Source organism: Leclercia sp. J807, from assembly GCF_009734465.1.
GTDB lineage: Bacteria > Pseudomonadota > Gammaproteobacteria > Enterobacterales > Enterobacteriaceae > Enterobacter.
Genome location: NZ_CP046446.1, coordinates 2948763 through 2972634, shown reverse-complemented (window position 1 = coordinate 2972634; position 23872 = coordinate 2948763). Strand labels below are relative to the sequence as shown.

The window sequence follows — 23872 nt, the reverse complement described above, 5'->3', positions numbered from 1 at the left end:
ATGCGATTAAATATCCCTACATTGCTGACGCTTTTCCGCGTCGTTCTCATTCCTTTCTTCGTACTGGCGTTTTATCTGCCATTTGTCTGGGCGCCTTTCGCATGTGCACTTATCTTTTTTGTTGCGGCAGTCACTGACTGGTTCGACGGCTACCTGGCGCGTCGCTGGAATCAAAGCACCCGTTTCGGCGCGTTCCTCGACCCGGTGGCTGACAAGGTGATGGTGGCCATCGCCATGGTGCTGGTGGTTGAGCACTATCACAGCTGGTGGGTCACACTGCCTGCGGCGACCATGATTGCCCGTGAAATTATTATCTCTGCCCTGCGCGAGTGGATGGCGGAGCTGGGTAAACGCAGCAGCGTGGCGGTCTCCTGGATCGGTAAGGTGAAAACCACCGCGCAGATGGCGGCGCTGGTATGGATGCTGTGGCGTCCAAACGAGTGGGTAGAGTGGGCAGGTATTGGCCTGTTTATGGTCGCGGCGGTGCTGACCCTGTGGTCAATGTTGCAATATTTGAACGCCGCGCGCGGCGATTTGCTTGATCAGTGATCGTTTCGGCGCAATTTTCAGCAAACGATCTATCCTTGCGAAAATTAACGTTGACTCAAAACGTCAGGTAAGTAGAATGCAACGCATCGAACGACGGCACGGCCCGTTAGTCGATAGCAAAATCAAGTGATTAGCATAATGACTTGATGAATGCGGGAATAGCTCAGTTGGTAGAGCACGACCTTGCCAAGGTCGGGGTCGCGAGTTCGAGTCTCGTTTCCCGCTCCAAATTTAAGACATGCGCAATAGCGGGTGTCAGTCGCAAGACAAAAGATTTAAGGCGCGTTAGCAAAGCGGTTATGTAGCGGATTGCAAATCCGTCTAGTCCGGTTCGACTCCGGAACGCGCCTCCACTTTCTTCCCGAGGCCGGATGGTGGAATCGGTAGACACAAGGGATTTAAAATCCCTCGGCGTTCGCGCTGTGTGGGTTCAAGTCCCACTCCGGCTACCATGGGAAAAAGCATAATAATCAAAGCAATAAGCAGTGTCGTAAAACCACCTACGGGTGGTTTTTTTGTGCCTGAAATTCACGCCCTGTGCATATCCTGTGCTCACGGGGTGCAATGAGCTGCAATCTCCAGCCTGGCAATGCCGAATCGAACGTGTCGCCTCCAGCATAGAGAACCAGGTTGCTTTGCCTGTTTTCCGGTACTCTTCCGGGAAGGGGCCCTGCTGAGCAAGCTGTAATGCTCTAGCCACCCTGAGTACAAAGTTGCTTAATTCGTGCAATCACCTCATCTCTGTACTTCTGGTGTCCGCGCATAGCCCTTGGATGGGCAATTCTGAAACAGATTGCATTACCTGTTTTGAACTCCCACAGCTTCCCCGGAATAACTGAAGAAGTCTCATAGCCGCCTGGCTCAGTAAGCCCCTGTTTTATGATGTAGTCTGTTCTCCGGGCTCCGGATGCAAAGATGATGAAATCAGGCTCAAGGTGTTTAATTTGTACCGCCAGCAGCTTCAGCGAGGCTAATATGACTTCCTGCACTTCATTTTGAGGGCGATTGAGAGGGGTCAGTCCGTCGTAATCCCACGCCAGTAGATTGGCATACACGATTGCCTGGGGAGGAATATTAAGCTCCCGGGCCAGCCTGAAATGATATTGCGTGAAGCGGCTACGTGATTTGAGGTTGGTGGTGCCATAATTTTGTACCGGAAGATGTTTCCTGTAACGATCTACAGCTTCTTCAACCACCTGCCCGATGGTGACGTCAGGCATAAGTCCCAACACCCGTGATATCGTATTCTTACCATTCAGCGTATTCCAGCCTGCGGTTTCACGTCCAACCAGCATGATTTTTACCGGTGAATGCCAGTATTCTTCAAACGGCACGGGTAAAAAGACGCCTGAGTATTTATCTTCATTCAGGTTAAATGACTGGGCGTCAACTTCCTGTAATATCCGTTTTTACGCGTCTAATAGCCTTTCCATTCTTCAATCCTGCTCCGTAATAAAAACACCTTCAGATATATATTATTTTCATGATATCAATCAGATACATGAGGATAAATATGCAAAAATCCTTCCGATTCACCAATTCATCCATCAAAGCCCTTCCGGCAAACACAGATACCCGATCTACAGAGCTTGAGGTATCCGATACTGAGGTCATTGGCCTCAAATGCCTCTCAGGTCGAACGGGTAACAAACGTTTCCTCCTGCGCTACACTTTCCACGGTACCAAAAAAAGTATCAGTATTGGCAGATTCCCTGAAATTGATGTGGGGACAGCCCGTCAGATAGCCCGTCGTCATAAGGAGGCGATTGCACTGGGAAATGACCCCAAGGCAGAGCGCGATAATTATCGTGCGATGCCAACGCTTAGTGAGTTTTTTCACCAGACCTATGTTCCGTTCATCAAGCGCCATAAAAAGTCCTGGCATAAGGATGTTCAGCGTTTCACGCAATACATTGAACCTCGTCTGGGGAAGATACGTTACTGTGACCTTCGGGCCCGGGAAATCCAGCAGGTGCTTTTCGACATGCTTGAAGGTCGTATTCACGGCCAGCAGTATGCACCGTCTACCTGTAACAGGGCACTGGCTATTCTGAAAACTATGGGGCGTTATGCGCTACGACAGGATGTCCTGGAGAAGAATGAAGCCGATAAGATCCCTTTGCTGAAGGAGAATAATCAGCGGACGCGCTTTTTTGACGCCGATGAGATCAGAAGGATCCTCGACGCTGCGGTACGATACCCCAATAAGGCAGCCGGGGGACTGATAGCCATGCTGCTGTTAACCGGTACACGCAAATCAGAAATGCTGAACGTCATGCACAAACATATTGATCGGGATAACAGGTCGTTATTCATTCCTTATACTAAGAATGGTCGCAGCAGAACTGTGTATCTCAGTGATGTTGCATTATCCATTATTGATTCGATCCCACGGGCTGGCAGCAACCCCTATCTGTTTGCCGTAAAAGATAATGGAAAACCGATATCAGAACCCCGGTGGGCCTATGAAAAAATACTGGCCGAGTGCGGTATAGATAAGAGTGAAGTCTGTTTCCACACCACGCGCCATTCTGTCGCATCATTACTTGTCTCCAGTGGTCAGTACAGTCTGTATGACGTTAAAGCCCAACTGGCGCATGCGAGTATTCAGAGTACTGAACGCTACGCAAAATTGACACCAGAGCGTATGCGTCAGACCGGGCAGGGCGTTACCGACCTTCTTTTGAACACCGTTACAACCGGTAAAGAACATTGATTTTAGCATCCCTATAACGTGGAGAATGATTATGTCGTTAAAATGTCCTAAGTGCGGTGGCCGAAACACAGTGACAGAAACAGCCGGAAAGATAGCTGAGTTGACTCGCGATGATCGGTTCCTGACAACGTCTGCTGGTTATATCAGCCCGGAGCAATTATCTGAATTGCTCAAAAACATCATCACGGCAATAAAACGCCTCTTTGGATTTCTGGAACAACGAGAAAGAAATAATGCACCAGTGCTGATCTGTAAATCGTGTGGATATTATGAAAGAATATAGATGACCTCGGAAGGAAATTTAAGATTCTTAACCCTGTCTATATAACCCCGATACTTAAGACGTATCGGGGTTTTTGTTTATGAGGATTATTCAATGAAATTTGTCTCGAGCTGGAAAGACCTGCCATCGCTCCTTCTTCCCGATTCGGTTATGACTGTCCTGAGAAAAGAACTGATACTTCCATTTGATGATGAATTCTCCGCAAGGAATTTCTGGGGCGAGGTTGGCGTAACATTAATGTACATTGAACCTGATGATGTTCCCGAAGATTTTAAACGGCACCTGTTAGATGTAATTCATCATTTAATTGCAAACCCTGAGTTCGTGGTCCGTCTGACAGATGAATATTACTTGATGCTAACCATTACAGAGGATAACGGGAATGGTATTTATTTGTTATTTCACCCCAATTGTTCTCTTGGTGGGATTGATACATTAATGTCTATGGCGGAATTGCGTCTGTAAATCGGATTAAAATCAGGAGAAGAAAATGAGAAAATCAAAGGCAGGGAAAAACAATAATGAACACGATGAGCTGGAGTTAAATAATGATTTAAGTGATGTTGAAAAAGGTATCACTGAAGATGAGCGAATATTACCTGAAGAGAGTTATAAGCTGCTCATTGAATCAGGACAGGCGGAAAAAATCAGTCCTAAAGCCAGTGGTATGCTGACATGGCAACTGGCAATGTCTGAAACGGATAATGAACTTTACCTGCGTCTCATGGCAAATGGTAGCGGAGGATTGTTCTCTAAAGACTGGATCGCACTTTCTAAGATTGAAAGTGTACTCGAAGTTCAACCGACAACGGGCTTCACATCTGGCGTATTCAGACCATTATTTAAAGGGGCTAGTGCCAATAATGCTGGTTTTCTGGCTGCTGTTTTACGCTCCCCGGATATATGTCTGCTTGAGGCGCACCCTGAGAAGTTGTTTACGCATGTTTTATATGCTGACTGGCGGGCGCGTCTTAAAACACTCGGTAAGGTTGGCGATTAAGAAAGGATTGCGAAGAATTAATTCTTTACCAGAACTGTTATACAACCAGAAACTACTACACACCTCTACTCACCTTTTACAGGAAAATCTATTATGCAAACCCAGTATGTCTTAAAACAGGCAGGATTAACGCTGCCTGTCACTAAATTATTTCAGCAGCACATCGCTACGCTTCTGGCAGAACAATCTCAGCAAACATCGGTCAGGGCAGTAGTCATTAATTTTCGTGACCCGGACTACAGTGCAGAATCCGGCGGATTTCATCCGGTTGAAATGCGGTTCATCCGCCAGGATAACGAATGGTATTTCGATTATGTCACAGACTTTAGTTACATGGGGCGAGTTTACCCGGAGCTGGAAAAGGAAATGGACTTTTGCTGGTCGGGTCATTACGTCTCCCATTATCTGATTGGAGATATTTCATTGGCATCTGAGAAGAATGAACTCTGGTCCCTGTGGGAGAGTAATTTTATGGAATATCTGGTAATGGGGATTTACCGGGTAACGGTAACTGTGGAAAGTTGTTGACCCGTTATGAACAGGAAGAAAGCGGGCGGCTTTGTAATCTTCTGCATGTGGCGTGCATCACAGCATGGGGATGATGTTTATTTTACCGGGCTGTTCGCATAAACATGTGCAGACACGGGGGATCTCAGATCCCTCGTGTTTTTACTGTTTCGTCCCCTCAACAGTCGGCCAGGGCGATATCAGTTAATCATTACCCCAACGGCGGTTTTACACCGTATAATTTTTCTCTTTTAATCAGTGACATAGGTCAATTTTTTTCAGTATATCTGAATTATGGTGATAGAACGAAACGAATATAGCGCCCTGAGGAGGGATGATGCTGCAAATTTTCTACCCCTTGTACAATCTTGCGGAAAGTTTTATTGATAATGTCGTGCGTGACACGGTGGTCAGACCGGCAGTCGGCGGCATTGTGTGGTGTGAAATGGGGCTGGATGTGACCCGTCACAGCGGTATTTATGTGGGCTACGGGATGATTGTTCATCTGGATGGTGACGGACGGGTATGTCGGGATAATGCCAGAACCTTTATGGCACGGCTGAACGGCTGGAATACTGCCATGTCAATTTATACCGACTGTCAGGGCGTTAAACCGGCAGGCGATCCTGCTGTGGCGAAACGTGCGCGGGCGAGTGTAGGCCAGACAAGAACCTATAACCTGTTATCGAATAATTGTCACCGTTTCACGGCAGAATGCATATCAGGTGAGTCCTGTCCGGATGTCACTCTGGCGAGTAGTCTGGATGTATACAGGAAGGGTGATACCTGGCGGGTGTGGGAAACCCCGGTGAAATGACTGGCTCGTATTACCATCGGGAAAAGGTAAAAGGCAGTTCACTACTGTTCGGTTAACTTATTTTACCAGGTCGACACCGCCACCATCCTACCGCAAAGCTGCCAGCTACAATCATAAGAGCAGGGTGGTGATGTCATGTGTAGCCCTCCGTCGTGGCACCCATTATTTCTGATTAATAATTAAAAACAAAATATTAGTATTTAATTATTAAGGGGGCGCTCATGTACATTCATGAACGGCGTTATCAACTTGTTAGTATTCAGGGCAGGAAGAAATATGATCTGCGTTTATATCGAGGGATTATTGAAAAAGTTATTTCTGCCACATTTGGTCAGGGAAGTGCGATTGCAGATGTTCATCGGGATTATTTTATATTGCTTGCTGAGCATCAGCTCCCTGTGCTTCCTGTCGGTCATCTGGTTAATATGGGGAAATATCTTGCCCGGCAGTTACCTGATGTGACCTCTGACGCTGTGAAGATTTACAAAGTCAGGAGCAGAAATGACAGCAAACAGTTATTCAGGTGTTTTAGCGCAACAGTTCTATGAATATCCCCCAATCCAGATTATGGATTGGGGGATATCGGTCATTTTTTGGGCAGAGTGAATCCGGGATATCGGGTGGTTATAATGCTTAAGAGGTGTGTCATGCGTGATGTCTCGGAATGAAACACGACTTGTGGGATTTTCGCCCTTCCGGCGTTTTTGACATCACTGAAGGTTACTGAATAACCTTCAGACACTAGCCATGTGGCTGTCTCCTTACTGGTTTGTATCTTTCTGTCGTCCGGCGTAAGCCCCCATTGATGTTGAGCCAGGGCCCGCAGGAAAAGGCGAACAAGGACATCATCGCTTCGATTTAGTCCTACTTTCAGTTTCAGAGGGGTAAAAACGTTTCTGCAATAGAGAAAATCACACCAGTCTTCCCAGTCGGCTTCATCTTTCAAAGCATGTGTCTGCCGCCAGTCATCGAAAAGCTGGCGTTGCTTAAGTGCCTGTGACATATCATCCCACGGACGGGAATACATTAACAAATGCCCTTCATTCATGGTGGGAGCGAGCAGTTGACGTTTGAAGTCGAATTCCAGGTTTAACCTGATCTCGGACTCAACAGCGACCAGATCGCTTTCATTCAACCACATATCACGGGTTGAAATGAGAGACCCCCTGCGAAGTTTCTGACCCGGAGCCCTATTCATATAGAGGTCTACCATATAGCGGTTATAGTCGTCGCGTGGAATATCGGCAGGGGGTTTAACGCCTGCACGTGCGTGGACGATTGGGAAGCCTTCTGATTCCTTATAGGTCAACTGCCCCCGGGTTTTCATGGCAACAAGTTGTCGGACCTGATGTTTACAAGTCAGCATGGACGAGCCCGGATCAGCAATGTCACATAACGCCTGAAAACGTGACGATAACGGCCCAGACATATCGATATCCTCGATAGAAGCATCCGTCAGAAAACCATCTGTAGTCACACTGACCACGATTGCATTCGGCGGAAGTGCATTCATCAACTCGCCCACCACCGCGCGGACAAATCCCGTGACATGTGCAGCAAAAAATGGCTGGGTGACTGACGAAGGCGGCAGAGGGCTGTTCAGCCCACGGGCGGTATCAAATGCAGTCTTTGCGTGAAGACCCTGAGCGAGTTTTCCGTATAGTGAATTTCCGATCTCTTTCCAGAATTTCTCCTCCAGAGATCCTTTATCATGGCGATTACGATTTTCGCGTACCTGTTGCACAAAGGGTAAAAACACGGAGCATGCTGGTTCTGTCGGGGACGAGGCATTATCAGATTTATACTGACGCCATGGGATGATAATACCGTGCTGAATAGTTATTTCCGCACCCAAAGACAGAGCGAGGGCTATTTCCGGGGCGGTCGCCCATGACTCACCTGTCAAAGGGAAAAACAATCCGTACTGGTCGGTTCTGACGGGCAGGCAGGGGTAGCGTACCGTGTCGGGAAACCGAAAACTGACCAGCGCAAATCCCATGGTATGTCCGCAAAATTCCTCAGGATTTTGGCTCGTATAAAGATTGTCATAATCGGGTTGCAAAACATCTAACAGGCCTGTGGTGTATGCGCCTGCCAAATCGTAGTCATACCATTGGCTTTCAGGGGTGATACCCATCATAAAGCACTCATTTCGACCGCCGTGATAGCAGTTTATGGCGAACGTCTCATAGAGTTCCCTTGAGGGTATACTCTGCGTCGATTTTAACGTTCTGAATCCATGAGTATCCGGGTTCCAGCACTGTCGCGATATTGTCCTGGTACCCATACAGACTTCAGGAGACTGGCCGCTTTCCTTAATGGTCTTAAGAAACCGGGAAACAGCCATAGCACCAATCGTAGTGGGGACGCGCTCAATCATCAGACTTTCAGTGCAGAACGATTTCACCTGTAAGGCATAGCGCACGGCAATTTCGGCATCACGAACTGCATAAGCTTCGAAACCGCGTCGATCGCCTTTTAAATACTGGCGCATATCGTTGATTGAATAAGGGGCTGGAACGGTTAGTTTCGGCAGACCAAGTAATTGGCCACATTCCGCCAGCCCCATCCCACCCGGAGTGATCAACAACGTATCGGTGAACGTCACATTGCTACAACGGGGCGGGCTGGTCCGTTTATCAAACGTGATGAGGCTATTTTTTTCACGACGATTTTCGACTTCATCAAAATCAATACCGTAGCGGTTTTTAAAACTGCTAACTGTACTGCGAATTCCTTTCAGCAATATTTTGTGATCGCTCCAGAAATCGGAAAATGAGGCAACATCAGCCCGCAGGAAATGAGCATACAGCGTCATCGAACCCGGCCATTCGGTAATCTGCTCATTCTTCAATAGCGGCGTCAGGGTTTTCGCGAGAAAGTTTTTCAGCGACAGGCGATCTTTTTTGTGGGCGCTGGCGGGGTACAGGATTCCGGGAACACCCGTTCCATCAGGCAGCACGACATAGCTCTGATAAGACAGAATGTCGTTTTGCTTTGTATGTGGGTTATAGACATATTCAGTATCAAAGCCGATATCAAGATGTAGCTCGCTGCTGACGTCCAGTCGTTTTTTGGATTTTTGCGGTATTAACGGAAAGTTATCAAGCGTTCTAGCAGAGCGGGCGTCAGGTTGCGTCACACCCGCCGCATTCGCGAGCAGTGCATTCATGTCAATCATTGGGGGTTCTCTTATTCAGGTGAACGGTGCCATTACTGGCACCGAGAAGAAAGGGGGAAATCAGACGAGGGCTGTACGAATTTCAGTAAACAATTGTTCTTTTTGTTCTTCGTCCTTCGTTGCCAGGAAAGATACGAACTTATCGTTTACTTTGATGACGACGCCGTTGGGGGTTTTTTCAACCATTGGGAGGAGTCGCGATGAAAGCAGGCAATTTGCATGTAACCAACGGAAGCGCATTGCTTCAAATTCGCGACCGCCAAGAGCGGTAGCCAGTTCCTGAAATACCTCATCAAGAGTGTCAGATTTGGCTGATTCACTGACGAGAGTGCCGCCGTTGCGGTTAATCAACATCAGGATAGCCTGCTCGTCGTTCTGAAACAGGCTGATACCGTATACGAATCGCAGTCGGGCAATGCAGCGATTTCCTTCGTAAATAGCCTCGTCAGACAGGCTGCTTTTGAAAATGTTGGCATAGACGGTAAATGCAGCTTTCGCATCCTCGTCCGAATCAAAATGCTCAATGTGCAGTGCACGGCTTGCCCGGCCAATAAAGTACAGGCGGTTTTCAACGATACTGATGCCACTGACATCAGAGACAGGGATGATCTTATCGCTTGAGTTCACCAGGTAATCACTGCTGAGTGTTGTTGAGGTTGTCATGATTTCTTCGCCTTATCAGAAATTAATGTGATTAACGTGGAATTTGGATGTTCGTGAGTTGCTGCTTTTCCCAGGCTTCCACCTCAGCCACTGGAAAACGGATCGCACGTCCCAGCCGGATGAACGGAGGGAGCTTGGCCGGGTTACGGGTGATATCGCTGGCAATGGTGCTGGGTGAAACGCCCAAGCGGAGAGCAAGCTGTTTGCTATTTATGTACATATCAGGGCTCCTCTGAGCTAAAAGTCGTTAGGGTTTTATCAGTCACTGCCGGGCCCTGCAGTGGTGTGCTCTAACCATACGAGCCGCGCAGTTTGATGACACGCCAAAAAACTCACAGCTCATTCCGTCAGATTTTTTATTTATATGCATCAACAACTTGTGATACGACCGCCTGAGAGTCCGCTGCATTATGAAATGCATAGCGGCGGGTCGCAGTGAGTGAGTGGTGATTCAGTAAACGGGAAGCCATGGCGATATCGCTGGTTGCCTGTAGCACGCGTGTGGCAAACGTCCGGCGAAGGTCATGCATCCGCAGATTTTCAATGCCAGCATCCCGGCAGATTCGGGCAAAGGTTTCACGCGGATAGCTCAACTCGCGAGTCGTGTCGGTAATGCGTGGGAAAATCCAGGTCGTGCTGAGTGCCAGTTGTGCCTGTCGCTGAATAATAGCCACTGCGGGATTTGCAAGCGGGCAGGTGAATGGGTGCCCTGATTTCGTATCCGGGAGAAGCAATTGCTGTTCATCAGGATGCCAGTATTCCCATTTCAGGGTACAAACTTCGCCAATGCGCATACCGGTATAGAGTGCGAGCAATATGGCATCAGCAGCGGGCGTATTCAGTGCTTCAGCGGCAGCAATAAATAATGGGATTTCAGTGACAGAGAGGGTGCGATACCGGACGTTGTTCTCTTTCAGATAACGAACGTGGGTCATGGGGGAATGGTTTATCCATTCAGCACGTACAGCCAGAGAGCATATCTTTGAGAGCAGTGCCAGAAGGCGGTTTATGGTTGCCGGGCGTAATGTCGAACGCAGGTCAGCCGCGAATTTTTCGATTTCACCGGCAGTAATATCGCGCAGGCGACGCTGTCCCCAGAAGGGGCGGATATAGCGATTGAGTTTTGAGAGCTCAGACTGTGGGCTTTTTTTATATAACCGCATGTCAGGTAGCCACAAGTCGTTGATAGCCTGTTCGACGGTATATCGGCGGGATTGTATGGCAAGGCGTTTTTTATTGCCAAGAAGAATCATGGTGTGCAGGCGGGCATCTTCCACACCGAGAAGTGGAAAAGAGCCCAGTGTTTCATAAATGCGCTGATTGTTGATGGTCGCCCGAAACGCAAGCGTGACTTGATTGGGATAGACCAGCGCCCTCAGATGGGGGCAGTGAATATCACGGTATTCCTGACAACCTGTCGTCGGATGCGGCAGTTGCTGAAGTGATTTAGTGCTGAAACGCAGATCAATAATGGACATCGTAGTTCTCCTGTGAATGTGTGCCAGGAAAAATACGATGTCAGGTGAGTTAATTACGAGTTGACGTTTTCACAGTTCATCATTTCAATTTGCATCGATGGCGAACGGTGAGAATAAGAAAGAAAGGCCAAGCAATCAGGCTGCTATAATTTATGTGTTTATTTATTGCGCACCAGTGCCATAAGTTTATCGATATAGTTCTCTTTGCCGAGCAGGGTAATATCATTAATCATAGAGCGAGGAGACGGAGTCTTGGAATTAGTAATAGGAGAGAGATTTAAAAATCCCTTGACCTCGGAATGTTTGTTTCCCTCCATGAAATAGCCAATTTCTTTTGCGGTAGGGCCCCAGCCAGGATTCAGCAGTAAAGCGATATAGATGTAGGCTTTACGCATGAGTTGTTGAACGTCCTTTATATATCCTGTCAGATTGGCTTTACCGAGATGAAGCGTGCTTTTCACAATAAAGGTATCTGGACTGGTAAGCGTATTGCTATATTTTTCGCGGAGTATGACAGGTTGCATCACCTCATAAGGTAACATGGCCAATATGATTAACATGACCATGTTGGGGTGGTGAAGATAATCATTGGCAATGATTATCTTCGCTCTCATATCATCGAGTGTTTTACTGATTAAATTGAAAAGGTATTTGGCACAAAAATGAGAAAAAACTAACCAGGATGTTTCTTCAGGTTTAAGTTCTGGAATTTCAAGAAATTTATTGAGCCAATCATCTGATGTTAAGTGTTTTGTGATATACAATTTATAGTATTTAATTGATCTGACATATGTCCGCATGGTTTTCTTACCATCAAAGGAAAAACTATCGAGGGTCCTAAACTTTGCAGGGGTGACCATCTCAGCAAGTAATTCCATGAAAGGCATGAGTAATGGGTGGTCATAAATTTCTACATAACGAAATTCATTTTTAATAAACACATCTAGTTTATCAATTACATGCTTGGGTATTTTATTCTGACGAGTAGATTTATGAGCATAAATCTCTATTGCCAGTCTGGAAAATTCCTTACTTTGAAGCTCACACCATTTTTTCAGAACAGTTGTATCCTGAAAAAAATTAATCTGATTAGACATTATCGCCGATGAGTTGATGACGTTGATTATGTCGCTCGAGGGTTTCATCCATATATCGCCATTTGAATCGGTTATGAGCATCAAATTTAGCAAATCAGTTTCAGAGAAGAGATCAGACAGGGCATCAATATCGGGTTGATAGTTTGCGAGAAGGCGTGCGTTTTTAGCATTGCGGTTGGATAGATCCAGATAAGTTTCGAACATAATAAAGTCCTTTGTGATGCAATGCCGTGTAGGGTGGCCCGGTTGAGAGTTAAGGGAGTATAACATTACCCCAACGGCAGTTTTACACCATAGCTTACGTTGAGTCTATCCTGCTAATATCATTAGAATTTGTTAACTTGTAAACATGAGGAGATTAGTAAGTCATCTGTCGGTATCAGGTGGACAATTCCCGTAAAGATACTGTGATTCAGGTGTGTCCATGGGCGTTTCTTGAGGTATCATTTACCACAATTTTTTACGATGCAAAGCCCTGCATCGCTAGCTTTTCTTCATACCAGGATGACTCATGAACGACAAAATCAGTCAGGATACAATCAACAAAGCCCTGTGGGCCGCGTGTGATACCTTCCGTGGCACCATCAATGCTGGTACGTACCAGGATTTTCTCCTTACTATGCTGTTCCTCAAGTACATTTCGGATGTCTGGCAGGATCATTACGATGAATATAAAAAACAGTATGGTGATGCACCAGAACTCATTGAAGCCATGATGGCGAATGAACGTTTCGTATTGCCGAAAAGCGCCAGTTTCTATGCGCTGTATGAACGTCGTCATGAACCGGGCAATGGTGAGCGCATCGACCAAGCGCTGCATGCGATTGAAGAAGCTAATGGCACCAAACTGAAAGACGCCGGGAAAAGCGTGTTCCAGGATATTTCGTTTAACACCGATCGCCTAGGTGAAGAAAAACAGAAGAACACCATCCTGCGCCAGCTGCTGGAAGACTTTGCGGGTGAAGATCTTAACCTGAAGCCAAGCCGTGTAGGTACGCTGGATGTCATCGGTAATGCTTACGAATATCTGATTAAAAACTTTGCCGCCAGCGGTGGGCAGAAAGCCGGGGAATTCTATACCCCACCAGAAGTTTCAGACCTGATTGCTGAACTGCTTGATCCGCAACCGGGTGATACCATCTGCGATCCGGCCTGCGGCTCTGGTTCGTTATTGATGAAGTGCGGACGTAAAATTGTCTCCGGACATAACAGCCGTAATTATGCGTTGTTTGGTCAGGAAGCGATTGGCTCCACGTGGTCGCTGGCGAAAATGAACATGTTCCTGCACGGCGAAGACAACCATAAAATCGAGTGGGGCGATACCATTCGTAACCCGAAACTGCTCGATAAAAATGGCGACCTGATGCTGTTTGATATCGTGACCGCTAACCCACCGTTCAGCCTGGATAAGTGGGGCCATGACGAGGCTGAGAACGATAAGTTTGGCCGTTTTCGTCGCGGTGTACCGCCGAAGACTAAAGGAGATTACGCCTTTATCTCGCATATGATCGAAACCCTGAAACCGGGAACGGGTCGTATGGGCGTGGTGGTACCACACGGTGTGCTGTTCCGTGGCTCCAGCGAAGGTAAAATTCGCCAGAAACTGATCGACGAAAATTTGCTGGATGCGGTAATTGGTCTGCCGGAAAAACTGTTCTACGGTACGGGGATTCCGGCTGCGATTCTGATTTTCAAAAAGCAGAAAGTTGATGACAAGGTGCTGTTTATCGACGCCAGCCGTGAATTTAAGGCTGGAAAAAACCAGAACCAGCTCAGCGCAGAAAACATCGAGAAAATCGTCAAGACCTATCGTGATGGCGATAACGTCGATAAATACGCCTATCTTGCCAGCCTGAAAGAGATTCAGGACAACGATTACAACCTTAATATTCCACGTTATGTTGATACTTTCGAGGAAGAAGACGAGATTGATTTGCTGGCCGTGCGTGCTGAACGTGAGCAACTGAAGGTGGAACTGGCGAATCTGGAAACGGAGATGGCGGGTTATCTGAAGGAGTTGGGTTATGGTGCCTAAGGGGTGGGAAAAAAATTCTTTAGATAGCCTGTTTGAGTTCAAAAATGGCTTGAACACTGAAAAAGAACAATATGGCAACGGTTATAAGTTTGTGAACGTTATGGATGTCTTTAGAAATGATATTCTTACAGAATCTAAAATTATTGGTCGAGTGCAGGTTACAGATAAACAACTTGAAGGCTACCAGCTGAAGTATGGTGATGTGCTATTTAATCGAACGTCTGAAACGTTTGATGAAATAGCAATAGCAGCAATTTACCTTGATAATGCTATTGCTACGTTTGGTGGATTTGTTATTAGAGCTCGTCCTAAGGGAAACCAAATAGATCCAGCTTATTCGGTTTTTTTGTTTCAATCGAAAAACTATAGAAGTCAAGTTGTTAAATTGGGACAGGGTGCTATTCGAGCAAATATTGGGCAAAAGGATTTGGCTAGGGTTTGTATCTTGGTCCCCCCATTGGCGGAACAAAAGAAAATCGCCCAAATCCTGTCAACCTGGGATAAGGCGATTTCGGTGACGGAAAAGCTTCTCACCAACAGTCAGCAGCAGAAAAAAGCCCTGATGCAGCAATTGCTTACCGGGAAAAAACGCTTGCTGGATGAGAATGGGGTGAGGTTTAATGGTAAATGGGAGAAAAAACTTCTTTCAGATGTAGCTGATGTTTATCAACCAAAAACAATATCCCAGTCTATGATGTCTGATTCGGGGTATCCAGTTTATGGCGCAAATGGAGTTATTGGATTTTATCAAGAGTTTAACCACGAAACTGAACAAATAGCCGTAACTTGCCGGGGTAGCACATGCGGCATAGTCAATTGGACTCAAGCAAAATCGTGGATTACCGGAAATGCAATGGTTATCAATACGGATAACTATTCCTACGTGAGTAAAAAATTTCTATTCTATACTCTGAATGGCAGTGATCTGAAGTATTTAATATCCGGTTCCGGTCAACCACAAATAACCGGAAACATTAAAACGCATATCATTAATTTGCCCTGTATCGAAGAGCAACAAAAGATCGCCACCGTGCTGTCCGCAGCCGACGCCGAAATCTACACACTTGAGAAAAAACTCGCCTGCCTGAGAGATGAGAAAAAAGCCCTGATGCAACAGCTACTGACTGGCAAACGTCGTGTTAAGGTCGATGAGGCGGTTGCCGAATGAAACTGACGAAAAGCGGGCCGCTGATTGACCGGGAAATCGACTGGCTGGAAGAGGTGTTGATGAAATACGGCAATGATGACTCTGTGCTCTGTTTCTCTGAGCTGGATGGCTTTCTGACGGCGATTGTCTCTGGCCCGAATACGATTTCCCCTAATACCTGGCTCAGTGCTATCTGGGGGCGAGGTGATTACCACCCTCGCTGGACCACTGAAAAAGAGATGACGCGTTTTGTGGGGCTGTGTTTTCAGCATATGAACGATATCGCTGGCTGCCTGTATGAGGCCCCTGAACAGTTTGAACCGATTTTCAATGGACGTGAGGTGAAGGGGAAGACATATACCATCGTCGAAGAGTGGTGTTTCGGGTATATGAAAGGCCGGTCTCTGGATGACTGGTCAGCCTTGCCAGAGGCCTTACGTCCCTCGCTGGAGGCGATAGCCCTTCATGGTATTGAAAAGAACTTCCCAGTGGTTGAGAAAATGTCACCTGTTCAATTTGAACAGAGTATTACTCTCATTCAGCCTGCGGCACTGGCGCTTTACCAGCACTGGTTGTCGGTGAGAATGTCAGAGGCATCATCCCGGCCTGTTCCCGTGAAGGGGGCAGAAAAACTGCCCGGTCGTAATGACCCGTGTCAGTGTGGCAGTGGTAAAAAATTTAAAAAGTGCTGCCTGCACTGACAAAGCGGAAGGGGGCTTGCTCATGGCAGTGAACAATCTGGATCGTTCCCGGTGGTACATGGGAAATGTTCTCTGGTTCGGAGGCTACAACAGCAAAACGGATCGGGAGAATAACTTTGGCTTTCTCTTATCAGAGAATGGTAATGAGCTGTTTTTTCATAAGAATGAGATAAGCCGGAACTATACACCCGCTGACAATGCACCGGTGCTGTTCAGGGAAGGTATAGGTAAAAATGGTAAGCCTACGGCTTTTAATGTTCACATTCTTGATAAAACAGATGAGGAGACGGCTGAGCTCCTTATTGAATATCTCCGGGCTATTATTGAGGAGGGCGTTGATTTCGCTCGTTGGCGTTATCGTGACTGCGTTATTAATTTTCTCACTCAGTCCTTTGGCGAAAGGGCTATAATTCGGTTAGTTACCAGTGATATAGCTGCTACAAAAGTCTTGCCGCTATTTTTAAAATCACGTAACTACGATAACCAGTTTGCACTTTTCGCTTCTGATAAGAATTTTGATGATTTGACCGCACAACAAATATCTCCTGCGGTCATGCCTTCGTCATTTATCGATAATAACATTGATCAGTTCGCTGTTTGGGTGAAAAGGTGTTCTGCGGCTACGGATTGCCAGGGGGCTTCAACATCGGACATCATCAATGAATTACTCAGCCATATATCTATAAGTGCTATTCTCTACCTGGCATTTTACGATTGTATAAGTAGCGAGCGGATTCTTGAACATCGGCATGATGATATAGAGAATTTTGTTCGACGTAGTTTCACGAAAAATAAAATGGATATACAACCATTTGTCCGTGATGCCTATCAGCAGAAATTCTCATCGAGAGAGCAATTTTATAAACATTCCGTGATTAGTCCTTTTATCAATACGTATTTGATTAAACAGAAGATGTTCAGGAAAGATTTCAGTTTTGTTAATGATATCGAGTCGAATACTGAAATTTCTTCTGATCCTGAATACTTCATTCTGAGTAAATTGTTACCGTTGCTTGGGCGCAACGATGAACAGTCCGTTCTGAGTATTATTCTGCATGAGATATGGCACGGAGTCTTGTCGGGTAAAATTCCGGTAAATCATCCTTCTGTTTTCAAATTGTTCCCACAATGTAGTTCATTACAAATTCGTTTCCCAAGTTTAGAATTATCCTGTGAGGCGTTTCACTGGAATGCAAAACAACCTGACGGAACGATAGAGAAAAAATTCCTTTGTCGTTCGAAAATCTGCCATGATCCGCAGGTACTACCCGACCTCAGTCGGGATTACATCGACTTCACTATTTATGACTGGCTTGCCCACTATGGCATGACCTATCTGATTGCAGGCGAACCTTCTAAGCGGGATTTCCCAATTAAACTGGCTGGGTATTTCAATCGTATCAGAGAATTACATTCCCGCTTGCATTGCCGAAGTTGTGGGGTGCTGATGGTTCCAGATATGAAATATGCTCGTGTCGAAGTCAGCGTCTGGGATACAAAGTCGAAAGGATTTGTGAAACAACCTTTCCAGGCCGCGTATCGCCTGACCGTCTTTAAATGTGCCAGTCATTCCTGCGAACAGTTTGGTATCGGGCATTACATTAATCACTGTATTGGTTACAAATGCAGCGAAATAATTGACGCCAGAGATTTGCATGAAAAATGTTCAGAAGGACGATTTATTTGTGCATCCTGTGGTTCCTGCTGTACGACGCATCAGGAGAAATTTGGTAATGTAAACAAGGGTGAAACAGAACAGGCCAAGTATGATCGCCTTTACCGGGACTCGCCGTTCTTTTCATCATAAGTCTTCGCTCATTTTTGAGTATGTCCGTACAGACATACAGTTTCACCTCTTAGCCAAGAAGGATTACCGGGTGGATAAGCACTACCAACCTAAATTCCAGGAAGAATACAGCGCCAAAATCCCGGCACTGACGTTACTGACCAGCCTCGGCTGGACGTTTTTACCCCCGAAACAGATTATGGGTTATCGGGGCTATAAACAGGATGAGGTGGTGCTGCGTCCGGTTCTGCGTGAGGCGTTGTCGAAGCGTTCCTTTATGGCGGGCGGTAAAACTTGCCAGTTATCGGAAAAGGCACTGGATAACCTGATATCGCAGGTCTGTTCTCCGGCGCTGAATGAAGGGCTGCTGAAAGCCAATGAGCGGATGTATAACCACCTGCTTTATGGAATCGCCGTCACGGAATTTATCGACGGCAAGAAGGTGAACCCCACCATTGCGCTGATTGACTGGGAACATCCGGAAAATAACCAGTTCCACTTTACTGAAGAGTTTACGGTATTGCGGTCAGGCGGTGTCGAAACCCGGAGGCCAGATATTGTCTGCTTTGTTAATGGTATCCCGCTGGCTGTTATTGAGGCGAAAAGCCCGGCTGGTCATGGCAAGAAAGGGCCAACCATTGACGAAGGGATATCCCAGAGTATCCGCAACCAGTTCAACGATGAAATCCCGCAGCTCTTTACCTATAGCCAGTTATTACTGTCAATTAACGGGCATGACGGACGCTATGGTACCTGTCATACACCAATGAAATTCTGGGCGGCATGGCGCGAAGAGGATATAACCGATCCTCAGATGTATGCTCTGCGCAACCATCAGTTATCGACTGAACAAATTCATGCGTTGTTTGATCATCGTCCTTCAGCCGATCTCGACTGGTACCAGCAGTTAATCGCCGCTGGTGAACTGGCTGTCAGTGGACAGGATAAGTTGCTTATCAGCCTGCTTTCGCCGGAACGTCTGCTGGAGATGACCCGCTTCTTCACCCTGTTTGATAAAAAGACAGGGAAGATAGTCGCTCGCTATCAGCAGGTGTTCGGCATAAAAAGACTGCTGGAACGCATCAGTACTCGCAGACCGGATGGGGGCAGGGAAGGTGGGGTGATCTGGCATACCACGGGGTCAGGTAAATCGTACACCATGGTGTTCCTCAGCAAGGCGCTGATCCTTCATGACAGCCTGAAGCAGTGTCGTATTGTGGTGGTGACTGATCGTGTCGATCTTGAAGGGCAACTCAGCGGTACTTTCGCTTCTGGTGGAGAACTGGCCGGGAAGGATGATAAGGCCAAAGCGATGGCGACCTCAGGTCAGAAGCTGGCACAGCAGATTGGCTCTGGTAAAGAACGTATAATCTTTACCCTTATCCAGAAATTTAACTCAGCGACAAAATTGCCTGAATGCGTCAATACCAGCCCCGACATAATCGTTCTGATTGATGAAGGACACCGCAGCCAGGGTGGCGAGAATCATGTGCGAATGAAACTGGCCCTGCCGAATGCAGCCTTTGTGGCATTTACTGGTACGCCATTGCTAAAAGAAGATAAGACCACCAATAAATTCGGACCGATTGTCCACGCTTATACTATGCAGCGAGCGGTAGAAGATAAAGCCGTTACAGCTTTGCTGTATGAAGAACGTATTCCCGACCTTGAGGTTAACGATCGGGCAATAGATGCCTGGTTTGATCGTATTACCGATGGGTTAAGAGAAGCGCAAAAAGCCGACCTTAAGCGTAAATATGCCCGTAAGGGTGAGGTTTATAGTGCAGATGACCGCATCCGTCTAATTGCGTTAGATATCGCCACGCACTTCTCGAGGAATATTGATGAGGGGCTGAAAGGCCAGCTTGCCTGCGACAGCAAGATTTCCGCCATCAAATATAAAAAGTATCTTGATGAAGCCGGGTTGTTTGAGTCAGCTGTAGTTATCAGCCCGCCGGATACCCGGGAAGGGAATACCGAAGTGGATGAAAGCAAACTGCCGGAAGTGACTAAATGGTGGAAGGATAACGTCGGCACGCAGGATGAGTCCGTGTATACCCGCAATATCATCAGTCGTTTCGATACCGATGATAAGCTTAAATTGTTGATTGTCGTCGATAAACTGCTCACTGGATTTGATGAACCAAAGAATACCGTGCTGTATATCGACAAGCCGCTTAAATCCCATAACCTTATCCAGGCGATTGCCCGGGTAAACCGACTGCATCCACTGAAAAAGTTTGGCCTGCTGATAGATTATCGCGGCATTCTGGCTGAACTGGACACGACTATCGGCAAATATCAGGACCTCGCCTCCCGAACTCAGGGCGGATACGACATCAAAGATATTGACGGGCTGTACAGCGCCATGAGCTCTGAATACAAGCGTCTACCGCATCTGTATAACCAGCTGTGGGCCATATTTGCCGGTGTTAAAAACAAAAATGATACTGAGCAGTTACGTGCGGTACTGGTGCCTAAAATGGAAGAACGTGACGGAGAGATGGTCGATATCCATCAGAAAACCCGTGATGATTTCTTCGAGGCGTTAACGGCCTTTGCCGGATGCCTGAAAGTGGCACTGCAGTCCGCTACCTTCTTCACCGACAAGAGCTTTACGGAACAAGACCGAAATCTCTATAAAGAAACCGTAAAACAGATGTCCAGCCTTCGCCAGTGGGCAATGCAGGTAAGTGGAGAGCAGGTCAATTATGACGACTACGCCGAGCAGGTGAAAAAACTGCTGGATAAGCATGTCACTGGCGTTGAGGTTCGTGAACCGGATGGCGTGTATGAAGTCGGTAAAATGGGCAAGAGCGAAAAACCCGAAGAGTGGGATAACAATAAAACCCGCAATGAAACCGACATCATTAAAACCCGTGTGACGAAGATGATTGAGCAGGAGCTGCGTGATGACCCGTACGCTCAGGAGGCATTTTCCAGACTCCTGCGCATGGCTATCGAAGAAGCAGAAAAACTGTTCGACCATCCACTAAAACAGTATCTCCTATTCCGGGAGTTTGAAGAAAAAGTTGAAGCCCGTAAGCTCAGCGACATCCCGGATGCACTGGCGGTGAACAAGTATGCTCAGGCGTATTACGGTGTATTTAAAAAAGAGCTACCTGAGGTTTTTGCGGTAAACGATGTTCAGGTGCAGGAGAAGTGGACGAAGCTGGCCTTTGAGGTGGACAGCATTATCGTCAAAGCAGTAGCAGAAAATTCCCTGAACCCTCAGGATATAGAGAAAGCGGTCAAGACAAATCTTTTACCTCTGCTGTTTACGTCCTGCCGGGAGATAGGGGCTGGAATGATCCAGGTGAACCGTATTGTGGAAACTATCATCCAGATACTGCGCGTTGGTTTGATGAAATCATGAGTGAAAAAGAGTCGCCAGCAGTGAAAGCGTTACGCATTGTTTATGGTGATGAGGTCATCACCGTACAGTGTGTTCCGCGTCAGGTCGTAAAGGGCAGGGTGCTCATCAAGGTTTATCCGGACTGCCGGGTTGTGGCCTCTGTACCGCCTGAAACACCGGAGCACGAGGTATTGTCTGCGCTGAAAAAACGTGGGCGCTGGATCTATCAGCAACTGCGTGATTTCAGGGAGCAGCAGACACACATTGTTCCGCGTCAGTATGTCAGCGGAGAAAGCCATTACTATCTTGGAAAGCAATATCAGTTGAAAGTGACAGAAGACGCTACGGAGCCGCAACGAGTGAAAATGTTGCGTGGGCGACTGGAAGTGTCGGTCAGGCACAAATCGGCAGAAAAAGTTAAAGCGTTGCTGGCCGAATGGTATCGGGAACGCGCCAGAGATGTCTTTCAACGCAGGCTTGATTTACTGATACCGCAGACCCTTTGGATTAATGAGCGTCCGCCGATACGTCTGCGGGCGATGCAAACGCAATGGGGTAACTGCTCTGCAAAAGGCTGTCTGACTCTGAATCCATGGCTGGTGAAAGCGTCCTCAGAATGTATCGACTATGTATTGCTACATGAGTTATGCCATGTGGCTGAGCACAACCACAGCGAAGAGTTTTACCGTCTGATGGGGCAGGTCATGCCGGGGTGGGAAAAGGTCAAGAAGCGACTGGATGGGATGGCGGGGATGTTGTTGACTGATATGTGATTTTGGGGCTTATTCTAATTTAGAAACTAATCGGGGAAGTTATGTATTCAGTATCAAAGTATATTTTTTATACCACTCTAATTCTTTATGTCCTGACATTACTAACTGTCAGCTATGTTGGTGTCTATTTAACTTATGTGGCTATTCCGGTGATTGTTGTTTCTGGATTATTAATGAAACTTCTCGGTAAAAGAAAGAGTAAATCAGGAGAAGTATCAAATGTTGTAGCCAGGGTGCTAAATGATACAAATGCCGGGCTGGAACGTTTTAATGAAGGCATGCATTGGTTCAATGAGAAAAACAGAATCATAAATGAAAAGACAAAACCTCTTAACGAACAAATTCATGCAATAAGAATGAAAATGAATGAACCGGAGGTAAAGTTAAAATATGAAACTGATCCTGAAAAAATAAAAACACTTAATGCTTTAATTGAAAGTATGGAAAAAGATATCAGGATTATAGAATCCAAGAAAGATGAAATTAAAATGGCGATAGAGATAGATATTGCCCGCAAAAGGATTAATGAATAATGTTTTAGTTTTCTGCATGGATATTGATTAACAGTGTCAGTTTTCAATAACTGAAATATCAAATAAATGGCATAGTAAATATGATTGTTAAAGGGAGGTTGAATTGCATTCTGAAGCGTTGGCTATCGAATTTATTGAACAACTGAAAGGCATCTCGGTTGAGGATGATATTGAATTCAATTTCTTTGAATTGGGAGGTTCCGGATATCTCGAAAATCCAACTACGGATTTGATGGCTTTGTTTATGGGAGCCCAGAAAATGGTGCCGCCATGGTTGCTCAAAGCATTGCTATGTTGCCTGGATGATTCCCTCGATGTTGATGAAATTGATTTCACTTCTCTGGAGTTAATGAGAGAGGCCCGAACAGAAGATGGGAAATATATTGATATTCTTATCAGACATGATGAATTCATTATAGGTATTGAGCATAAAGTTCTGGCTGATACATATAATCCTTTTCCCAGCTATGTAAGTCTCATTGATAGTTACGGCGGCAACAATCAAAAACTATTTCGCTGTATAATAAAGCCTGACGGTAACAGCGCTAAAGGCGTAGACGGTTGGCAACTTATCAATTATTCACTGCTGCTGGAAACCGCCATCCGACGTCTGGGGTTGGAGATGATGAATCAAGGGTTCAGCAAGTGGACTGTTTTTTATCAGGAGTTTTTAAGTCATCTTAAAAAATTGAGTGAGGTTAGTATGGATAAGGTATCTGATAAAAATGTGGAGTTTGTCACTGAAAATTTCACGGCTTTGATAAAATCGGTTCAATTGCTGGAAATGTACCAAAATGCTATCACCGAGGAAGCTAAATCGGTTGTCTCAGAGGTATTGCCTGATATTCATATTGCAACAGGTATTAATAACTGGAAGGGTTACTATAAAGCAATTCATCTGATGCCGGGATGCTGGGGGCAAGGTAAAACAGGAATTACGTTAGTTTATCGCCCTTCAGAGGATGGTCGAGATGAAGCTGAGTTCTACGTATATGGATGGATACATTCAGATGATTACCCTGAAGTTAATGCACTAAAAGAAGAAATAAGAGTTGCTTTAAGTGCTGGAGATTTCATTCCAACAGCTAGCCCTGAGGACTACGAAGTATCAATTACTGGGAAGGGGAAAGTGCTTGAACTGAGTTTTTGGGGGAATACGAGAAGCAAAAAAGATGCACTGGTTCTTCTCAAGGATATGACTAAGTGGATGGACTCAAAAATAAGAACATAAAGTAATATGACTGAGTGATG

General features: G+C 46.2%; 21 protein-coding genes and 3 tRNA genes. 18 read left to right on the top strand and 6 right to left on the bottom strand.

Annotation, left to right across the window (positions count from 1 at the left end; genetic code table 11):
* The 4 genes from pgsA to GNG26_RS14235 all read left to right on the top strand — a co-directional run bounded on the left by pgsA (position 1) and on the right by GNG26_RS14235 (position 1001).
* On the top strand, positions 1-549 hold the full coding sequence (gene pgsA / locus GNG26_RS14250) for a CDP-diacylglycerol--glycerol-3-phosphate 3-phosphatidyltransferase (RefSeq protein WP_032612063.1): 549 nt from the start codon (positions 1-3) through the stop codon (positions 547-549).
* A gap of 152 nt (positions 550-701) precedes the next feature.
* A tRNA-Gly gene (locus GNG26_RS14245) sits at positions 702-777 on the top strand.
* A gap of 51 nt (positions 778-828) precedes the next feature.
* A tRNA-Cys gene (locus GNG26_RS14240) sits at positions 829-902 on the top strand.
* A 12-nt stretch (positions 903-914) separates the two neighbouring features.
* A tRNA-Leu gene (locus tag GNG26_RS14235) sits at positions 915-1001 on the top strand.
* A 240-nt stretch (positions 1002-1241) separates the two neighbouring features.
* On the opposite strand, the gene GNG26_RS14230 is transcribed toward GNG26_RS14235, so the two are convergent.
* The gene (locus GNG26_RS14230; protein WP_370463898.1) at positions 1242-1952 is read right to left on the bottom strand and encodes a hypothetical protein; all 711 of its coding nucleotides are present in this window, start codon (positions 1950-1952) and stop codon (positions 1242-1244) included.
* A 110-nt stretch (positions 1953-2062) separates the two neighbouring features.
* On the opposite strand from GNG26_RS14230, the gene GNG26_RS14225 reads away from it, so the two are divergent.
* The 6 genes from GNG26_RS14225 to GNG26_RS14200 all read left to right on the top strand — a co-directional run bounded on the left by GNG26_RS14225 (position 2063) and on the right by GNG26_RS14200 (position 6420).
* Complete coding sequence (locus GNG26_RS14225) at positions 2063-3265, top strand: site-specific integrase (protein ID WP_156239210.1); 1203 nt, start codon at positions 2063-2065, stop codon at positions 3263-3265.
* 376 nt (positions 3266-3641) lie between these two features.
* Positions 3642-4013 (top strand): hypothetical protein, encoded by a 372-nt coding sequence (locus GNG26_RS14220; protein WP_231604124.1) that lies wholly within the window; start codon positions 3642-3644, stop codon positions 4011-4013.
* Between the two features lie 25 nt (positions 4014-4038).
* On the top strand, positions 4039-4548 hold the full coding sequence (locus tag GNG26_RS14215) for a hypothetical protein (protein WP_047741666.1): 510 nt from the start codon (positions 4039-4041) through the stop codon (positions 4546-4548).
* Positions 4549-4641: 93 nt separating this feature from the next.
* The gene (locus GNG26_RS14210) at positions 4642-5076 is read left to right on the top strand and encodes a DUF2787 family protein (RefSeq protein WP_156239208.1); all 435 of its coding nucleotides are present in this window, start codon (positions 4642-4644) and stop codon (positions 5074-5076) included.
* 313 nt (positions 5077-5389) lie between these two features.
* Positions 5390-5872 (top strand): lecithin retinol acyltransferase family protein, encoded by a 483-nt coding sequence (locus GNG26_RS14205; RefSeq protein ID WP_227028222.1) that lies wholly within the window; start codon positions 5390-5392, stop codon positions 5870-5872.
* Between the two features lie 221 nt (positions 5873-6093).
* Positions 6094-6420: a hypothetical protein gene (locus GNG26_RS14200; RefSeq protein WP_156239206.1), complete on the top strand. Its 327-nt coding sequence runs from the start codon at positions 6094-6096 to the stop codon at positions 6418-6420.
* 38 nt (positions 6421-6458) lie between these two features.
* On the opposite strand, the gene GNG26_RS14195 is transcribed toward GNG26_RS14200, so the two are convergent.
* The 5 genes from GNG26_RS14195 to GNG26_RS14175 all read right to left on the bottom strand — a co-directional run bounded on the left by GNG26_RS14195 (position 6459) and on the right by GNG26_RS14175 (position 12495).
* Entirely contained in the window at positions 6459-9053 is a 2595-nt protein-coding gene (locus tag GNG26_RS14195; RefSeq protein WP_156239204.1) for a hypothetical protein, read from the bottom strand.
* A 60-nt stretch (positions 9054-9113) separates the two neighbouring features.
* On the bottom strand, positions 9114-9716 hold the full coding sequence (locus GNG26_RS14190) for a hypothetical protein (RefSeq protein WP_059362327.1): 603 nt from the start codon (positions 9714-9716) through the stop codon (positions 9114-9116).
* Positions 9717-9747: 31 nt separating this feature from the next.
* On the bottom strand, positions 9748-9936 hold the full coding sequence (locus GNG26_RS14185) for an AlpA family transcriptional regulator (RefSeq protein WP_047741674.1): 189 nt from the start codon (positions 9934-9936) through the stop codon (positions 9748-9750).
* 136 nt (positions 9937-10072) lie between these two features.
* Complete coding sequence (locus GNG26_RS14180) at positions 10073-11194, bottom strand: site-specific integrase (protein WP_059362329.1); 1122 nt, start codon at positions 11192-11194, stop codon at positions 10073-10075.
* A 158-nt stretch (positions 11195-11352) separates the two neighbouring features.
* Complete coding sequence (locus GNG26_RS14175; protein WP_063160145.1) at positions 11353-12495, bottom strand: hypothetical protein; 1143 nt, start codon at positions 12493-12495, stop codon at positions 11353-11355.
* A 307-nt stretch (positions 12496-12802) separates the two neighbouring features.
* On the opposite strand from GNG26_RS14175, the gene GNG26_RS14170 reads away from it, so the two are divergent.
* From GNG26_RS14170 to GNG26_RS14135, 8 genes are all read left to right on the top strand, one after another.
* Positions 12803-14326, top strand: coding sequence for a type I restriction-modification system subunit M (locus tag GNG26_RS14170; RefSeq protein WP_063160146.1), 1524 nt, complete (start codon positions 12803-12805; stop codon positions 14324-14326).
* The gene (locus tag GNG26_RS14165) at positions 14316-15494 is read left to right on the top strand and encodes a restriction endonuclease subunit S (protein WP_063160147.1); all 1179 of its coding nucleotides are present in this window, start codon (positions 14316-14318) and stop codon (positions 15492-15494) included. The genes GNG26_RS14170 and GNG26_RS14165 overlap by 11 nt, the downstream gene beginning before the upstream one ends.
* Positions 15491-16174, top strand: coding sequence for a YecA family protein (locus tag GNG26_RS14160; protein ID WP_000779012.1), 684 nt, complete (start codon positions 15491-15493; stop codon positions 16172-16174). The genes GNG26_RS14165 and GNG26_RS14160 overlap by 4 nt, the downstream gene beginning before the upstream one ends.
* A 22-nt stretch (positions 16175-16196) precedes the next feature.
* Positions 16197-17981: a cold shock domain-containing protein gene (locus GNG26_RS14155; RefSeq protein ID WP_156239202.1), complete on the top strand. Its 1785-nt coding sequence runs from the start codon at positions 16197-16199 to the stop codon at positions 17979-17981.
* A gap of 70 nt (positions 17982-18051) precedes the next feature.
* Complete coding sequence (locus GNG26_RS14150; RefSeq protein WP_156240198.1) at positions 18052-21336, top strand: type I restriction endonuclease subunit R; 3285 nt, start codon at positions 18052-18054, stop codon at positions 21334-21336.
* Positions 21333-22088: a M48 family metallopeptidase gene (locus GNG26_RS14145; RefSeq protein ID WP_063160151.1), complete on the top strand. Its 756-nt coding sequence runs from the start codon at positions 21333-21335 to the stop codon at positions 22086-22088. The genes GNG26_RS14150 and GNG26_RS14145 overlap by 4 nt, the downstream gene beginning before the upstream one ends.
* 173 nt (positions 22089-22261) lie before the next feature.
* The gene (locus GNG26_RS14140; protein ID WP_156239200.1) at positions 22262-22621 is read left to right on the top strand and encodes a hypothetical protein; all 360 of its coding nucleotides are present in this window, start codon (positions 22262-22264) and stop codon (positions 22619-22621) included.
* Between the two features lie 103 nt (positions 22622-22724).
* Complete coding sequence (locus GNG26_RS14135; RefSeq protein ID WP_156239198.1) at positions 22725-23852, top strand: PD-(D/E)XK nuclease family protein; 1128 nt, start codon at positions 22725-22727, stop codon at positions 23850-23852.
* Positions 23853-23872: the final 20 nt, after the last annotated feature.

What these genes read in the sequence shown, in the direction of transcription:
- GNG26_RS14165 (WP_063160147.1), top strand. Translation starts at nt 14,316, where the DNA reads ATGGTGCCTAAGGGGTGGGAAAAAAATTCTTTAGATAGCCTGTTTGAG.
- GNG26_RS14155 (WP_156239202.1), top strand. Translation starts at nt 16,197, where the DNA reads ATGGCAGTGAACAATCTGGATCGTTCCCGGTGGTACATGGGAAATGTT.
- GNG26_RS14210 (WP_156239208.1), top strand. Translation starts at nt 4,642, where the DNA reads ATGCAAACCCAGTATGTCTTAAAACAGGCAGGATTAACGCTGCCTGTC.
- GNG26_RS14170 (WP_063160146.1), top strand. Translation starts at nt 12,803, where the DNA reads ATGAACGACAAAATCAGTCAGGATACAATCAACAAAGCCCTGTGGGCC.
- GNG26_RS14175 (WP_063160145.1), bottom strand. Translation starts at nt 12,495, where the DNA reads ATGTTCGAAACTTATCTGGATCTATCCAACCGCAATGCTAAAAACGCA.
- GNG26_RS14145 (WP_063160151.1), top strand. Translation starts at nt 21,333, where the DNA reads ATGAGTGAAAAAGAGTCGCCAGCAGTGAAAGCGTTACGCATTGTTTAT.
- GNG26_RS14220 (WP_231604124.1), top strand. Translation starts at nt 3,642, where the DNA reads ATGAAATTTGTCTCGAGCTGGAAAGACCTGCCATCGCTCCTTCTTCCC.
- GNG26_RS14195 (WP_156239204.1), bottom strand. Translation starts at nt 9,053, where the DNA reads ATGATTGACATGAATGCACTGCTCGCGAATGCGGCGGGTGTGACGCAA.
- GNG26_RS14140 (WP_156239200.1), top strand. Translation starts at nt 22,262, where the DNA reads ATGAAACTTCTCGGTAAAAGAAAGAGTAAATCAGGAGAAGTATCAAAT.
- GNG26_RS14215 (WP_047741666.1), top strand. Translation starts at nt 4,039, where the DNA reads ATGAGAAAATCAAAGGCAGGGAAAAACAATAATGAACACGATGAGCTG.
- GNG26_RS14225 (WP_156239210.1), top strand. Translation starts at nt 2,063, where the DNA reads ATGCAAAAATCCTTCCGATTCACCAATTCATCCATCAAAGCCCTTCCG.
- GNG26_RS14185 (WP_047741674.1), bottom strand. Translation starts at nt 9,936, where the DNA reads ATGTACATAAATAGCAAACAGCTTGCTCTCCGCTTGGGCGTTTCACCC.
- GNG26_RS14160 (WP_000779012.1), top strand. Translation starts at nt 15,491, where the DNA reads ATGAAACTGACGAAAAGCGGGCCGCTGATTGACCGGGAAATCGACTGG.
- GNG26_RS14180 (WP_059362329.1), bottom strand. Translation starts at nt 11,194, where the DNA reads ATGTCCATTATTGATCTGCGTTTCAGCACTAAATCACTTCAGCAACTG.
- GNG26_RS14205 (WP_227028222.1), top strand. Translation starts at nt 5,390, where the DNA reads ATGATGCTGCAAATTTTCTACCCCTTGTACAATCTTGCGGAAAGTTTT.
- pgsA (WP_032612063.1), top strand. Translation starts at nt 1, where the DNA reads ATGCGATTAAATATCCCTACATTGCTGACGCTTTTCCGCGTCGTTCTC.
- GNG26_RS14200 (WP_156239206.1), top strand. Translation starts at nt 6,094, where the DNA reads ATGTACATTCATGAACGGCGTTATCAACTTGTTAGTATTCAGGGCAGG.
- GNG26_RS14190 (WP_059362327.1), bottom strand. Translation starts at nt 9,716, where the DNA reads ATGACAACCTCAACAACACTCAGCAGTGATTACCTGGTGAACTCAAGC.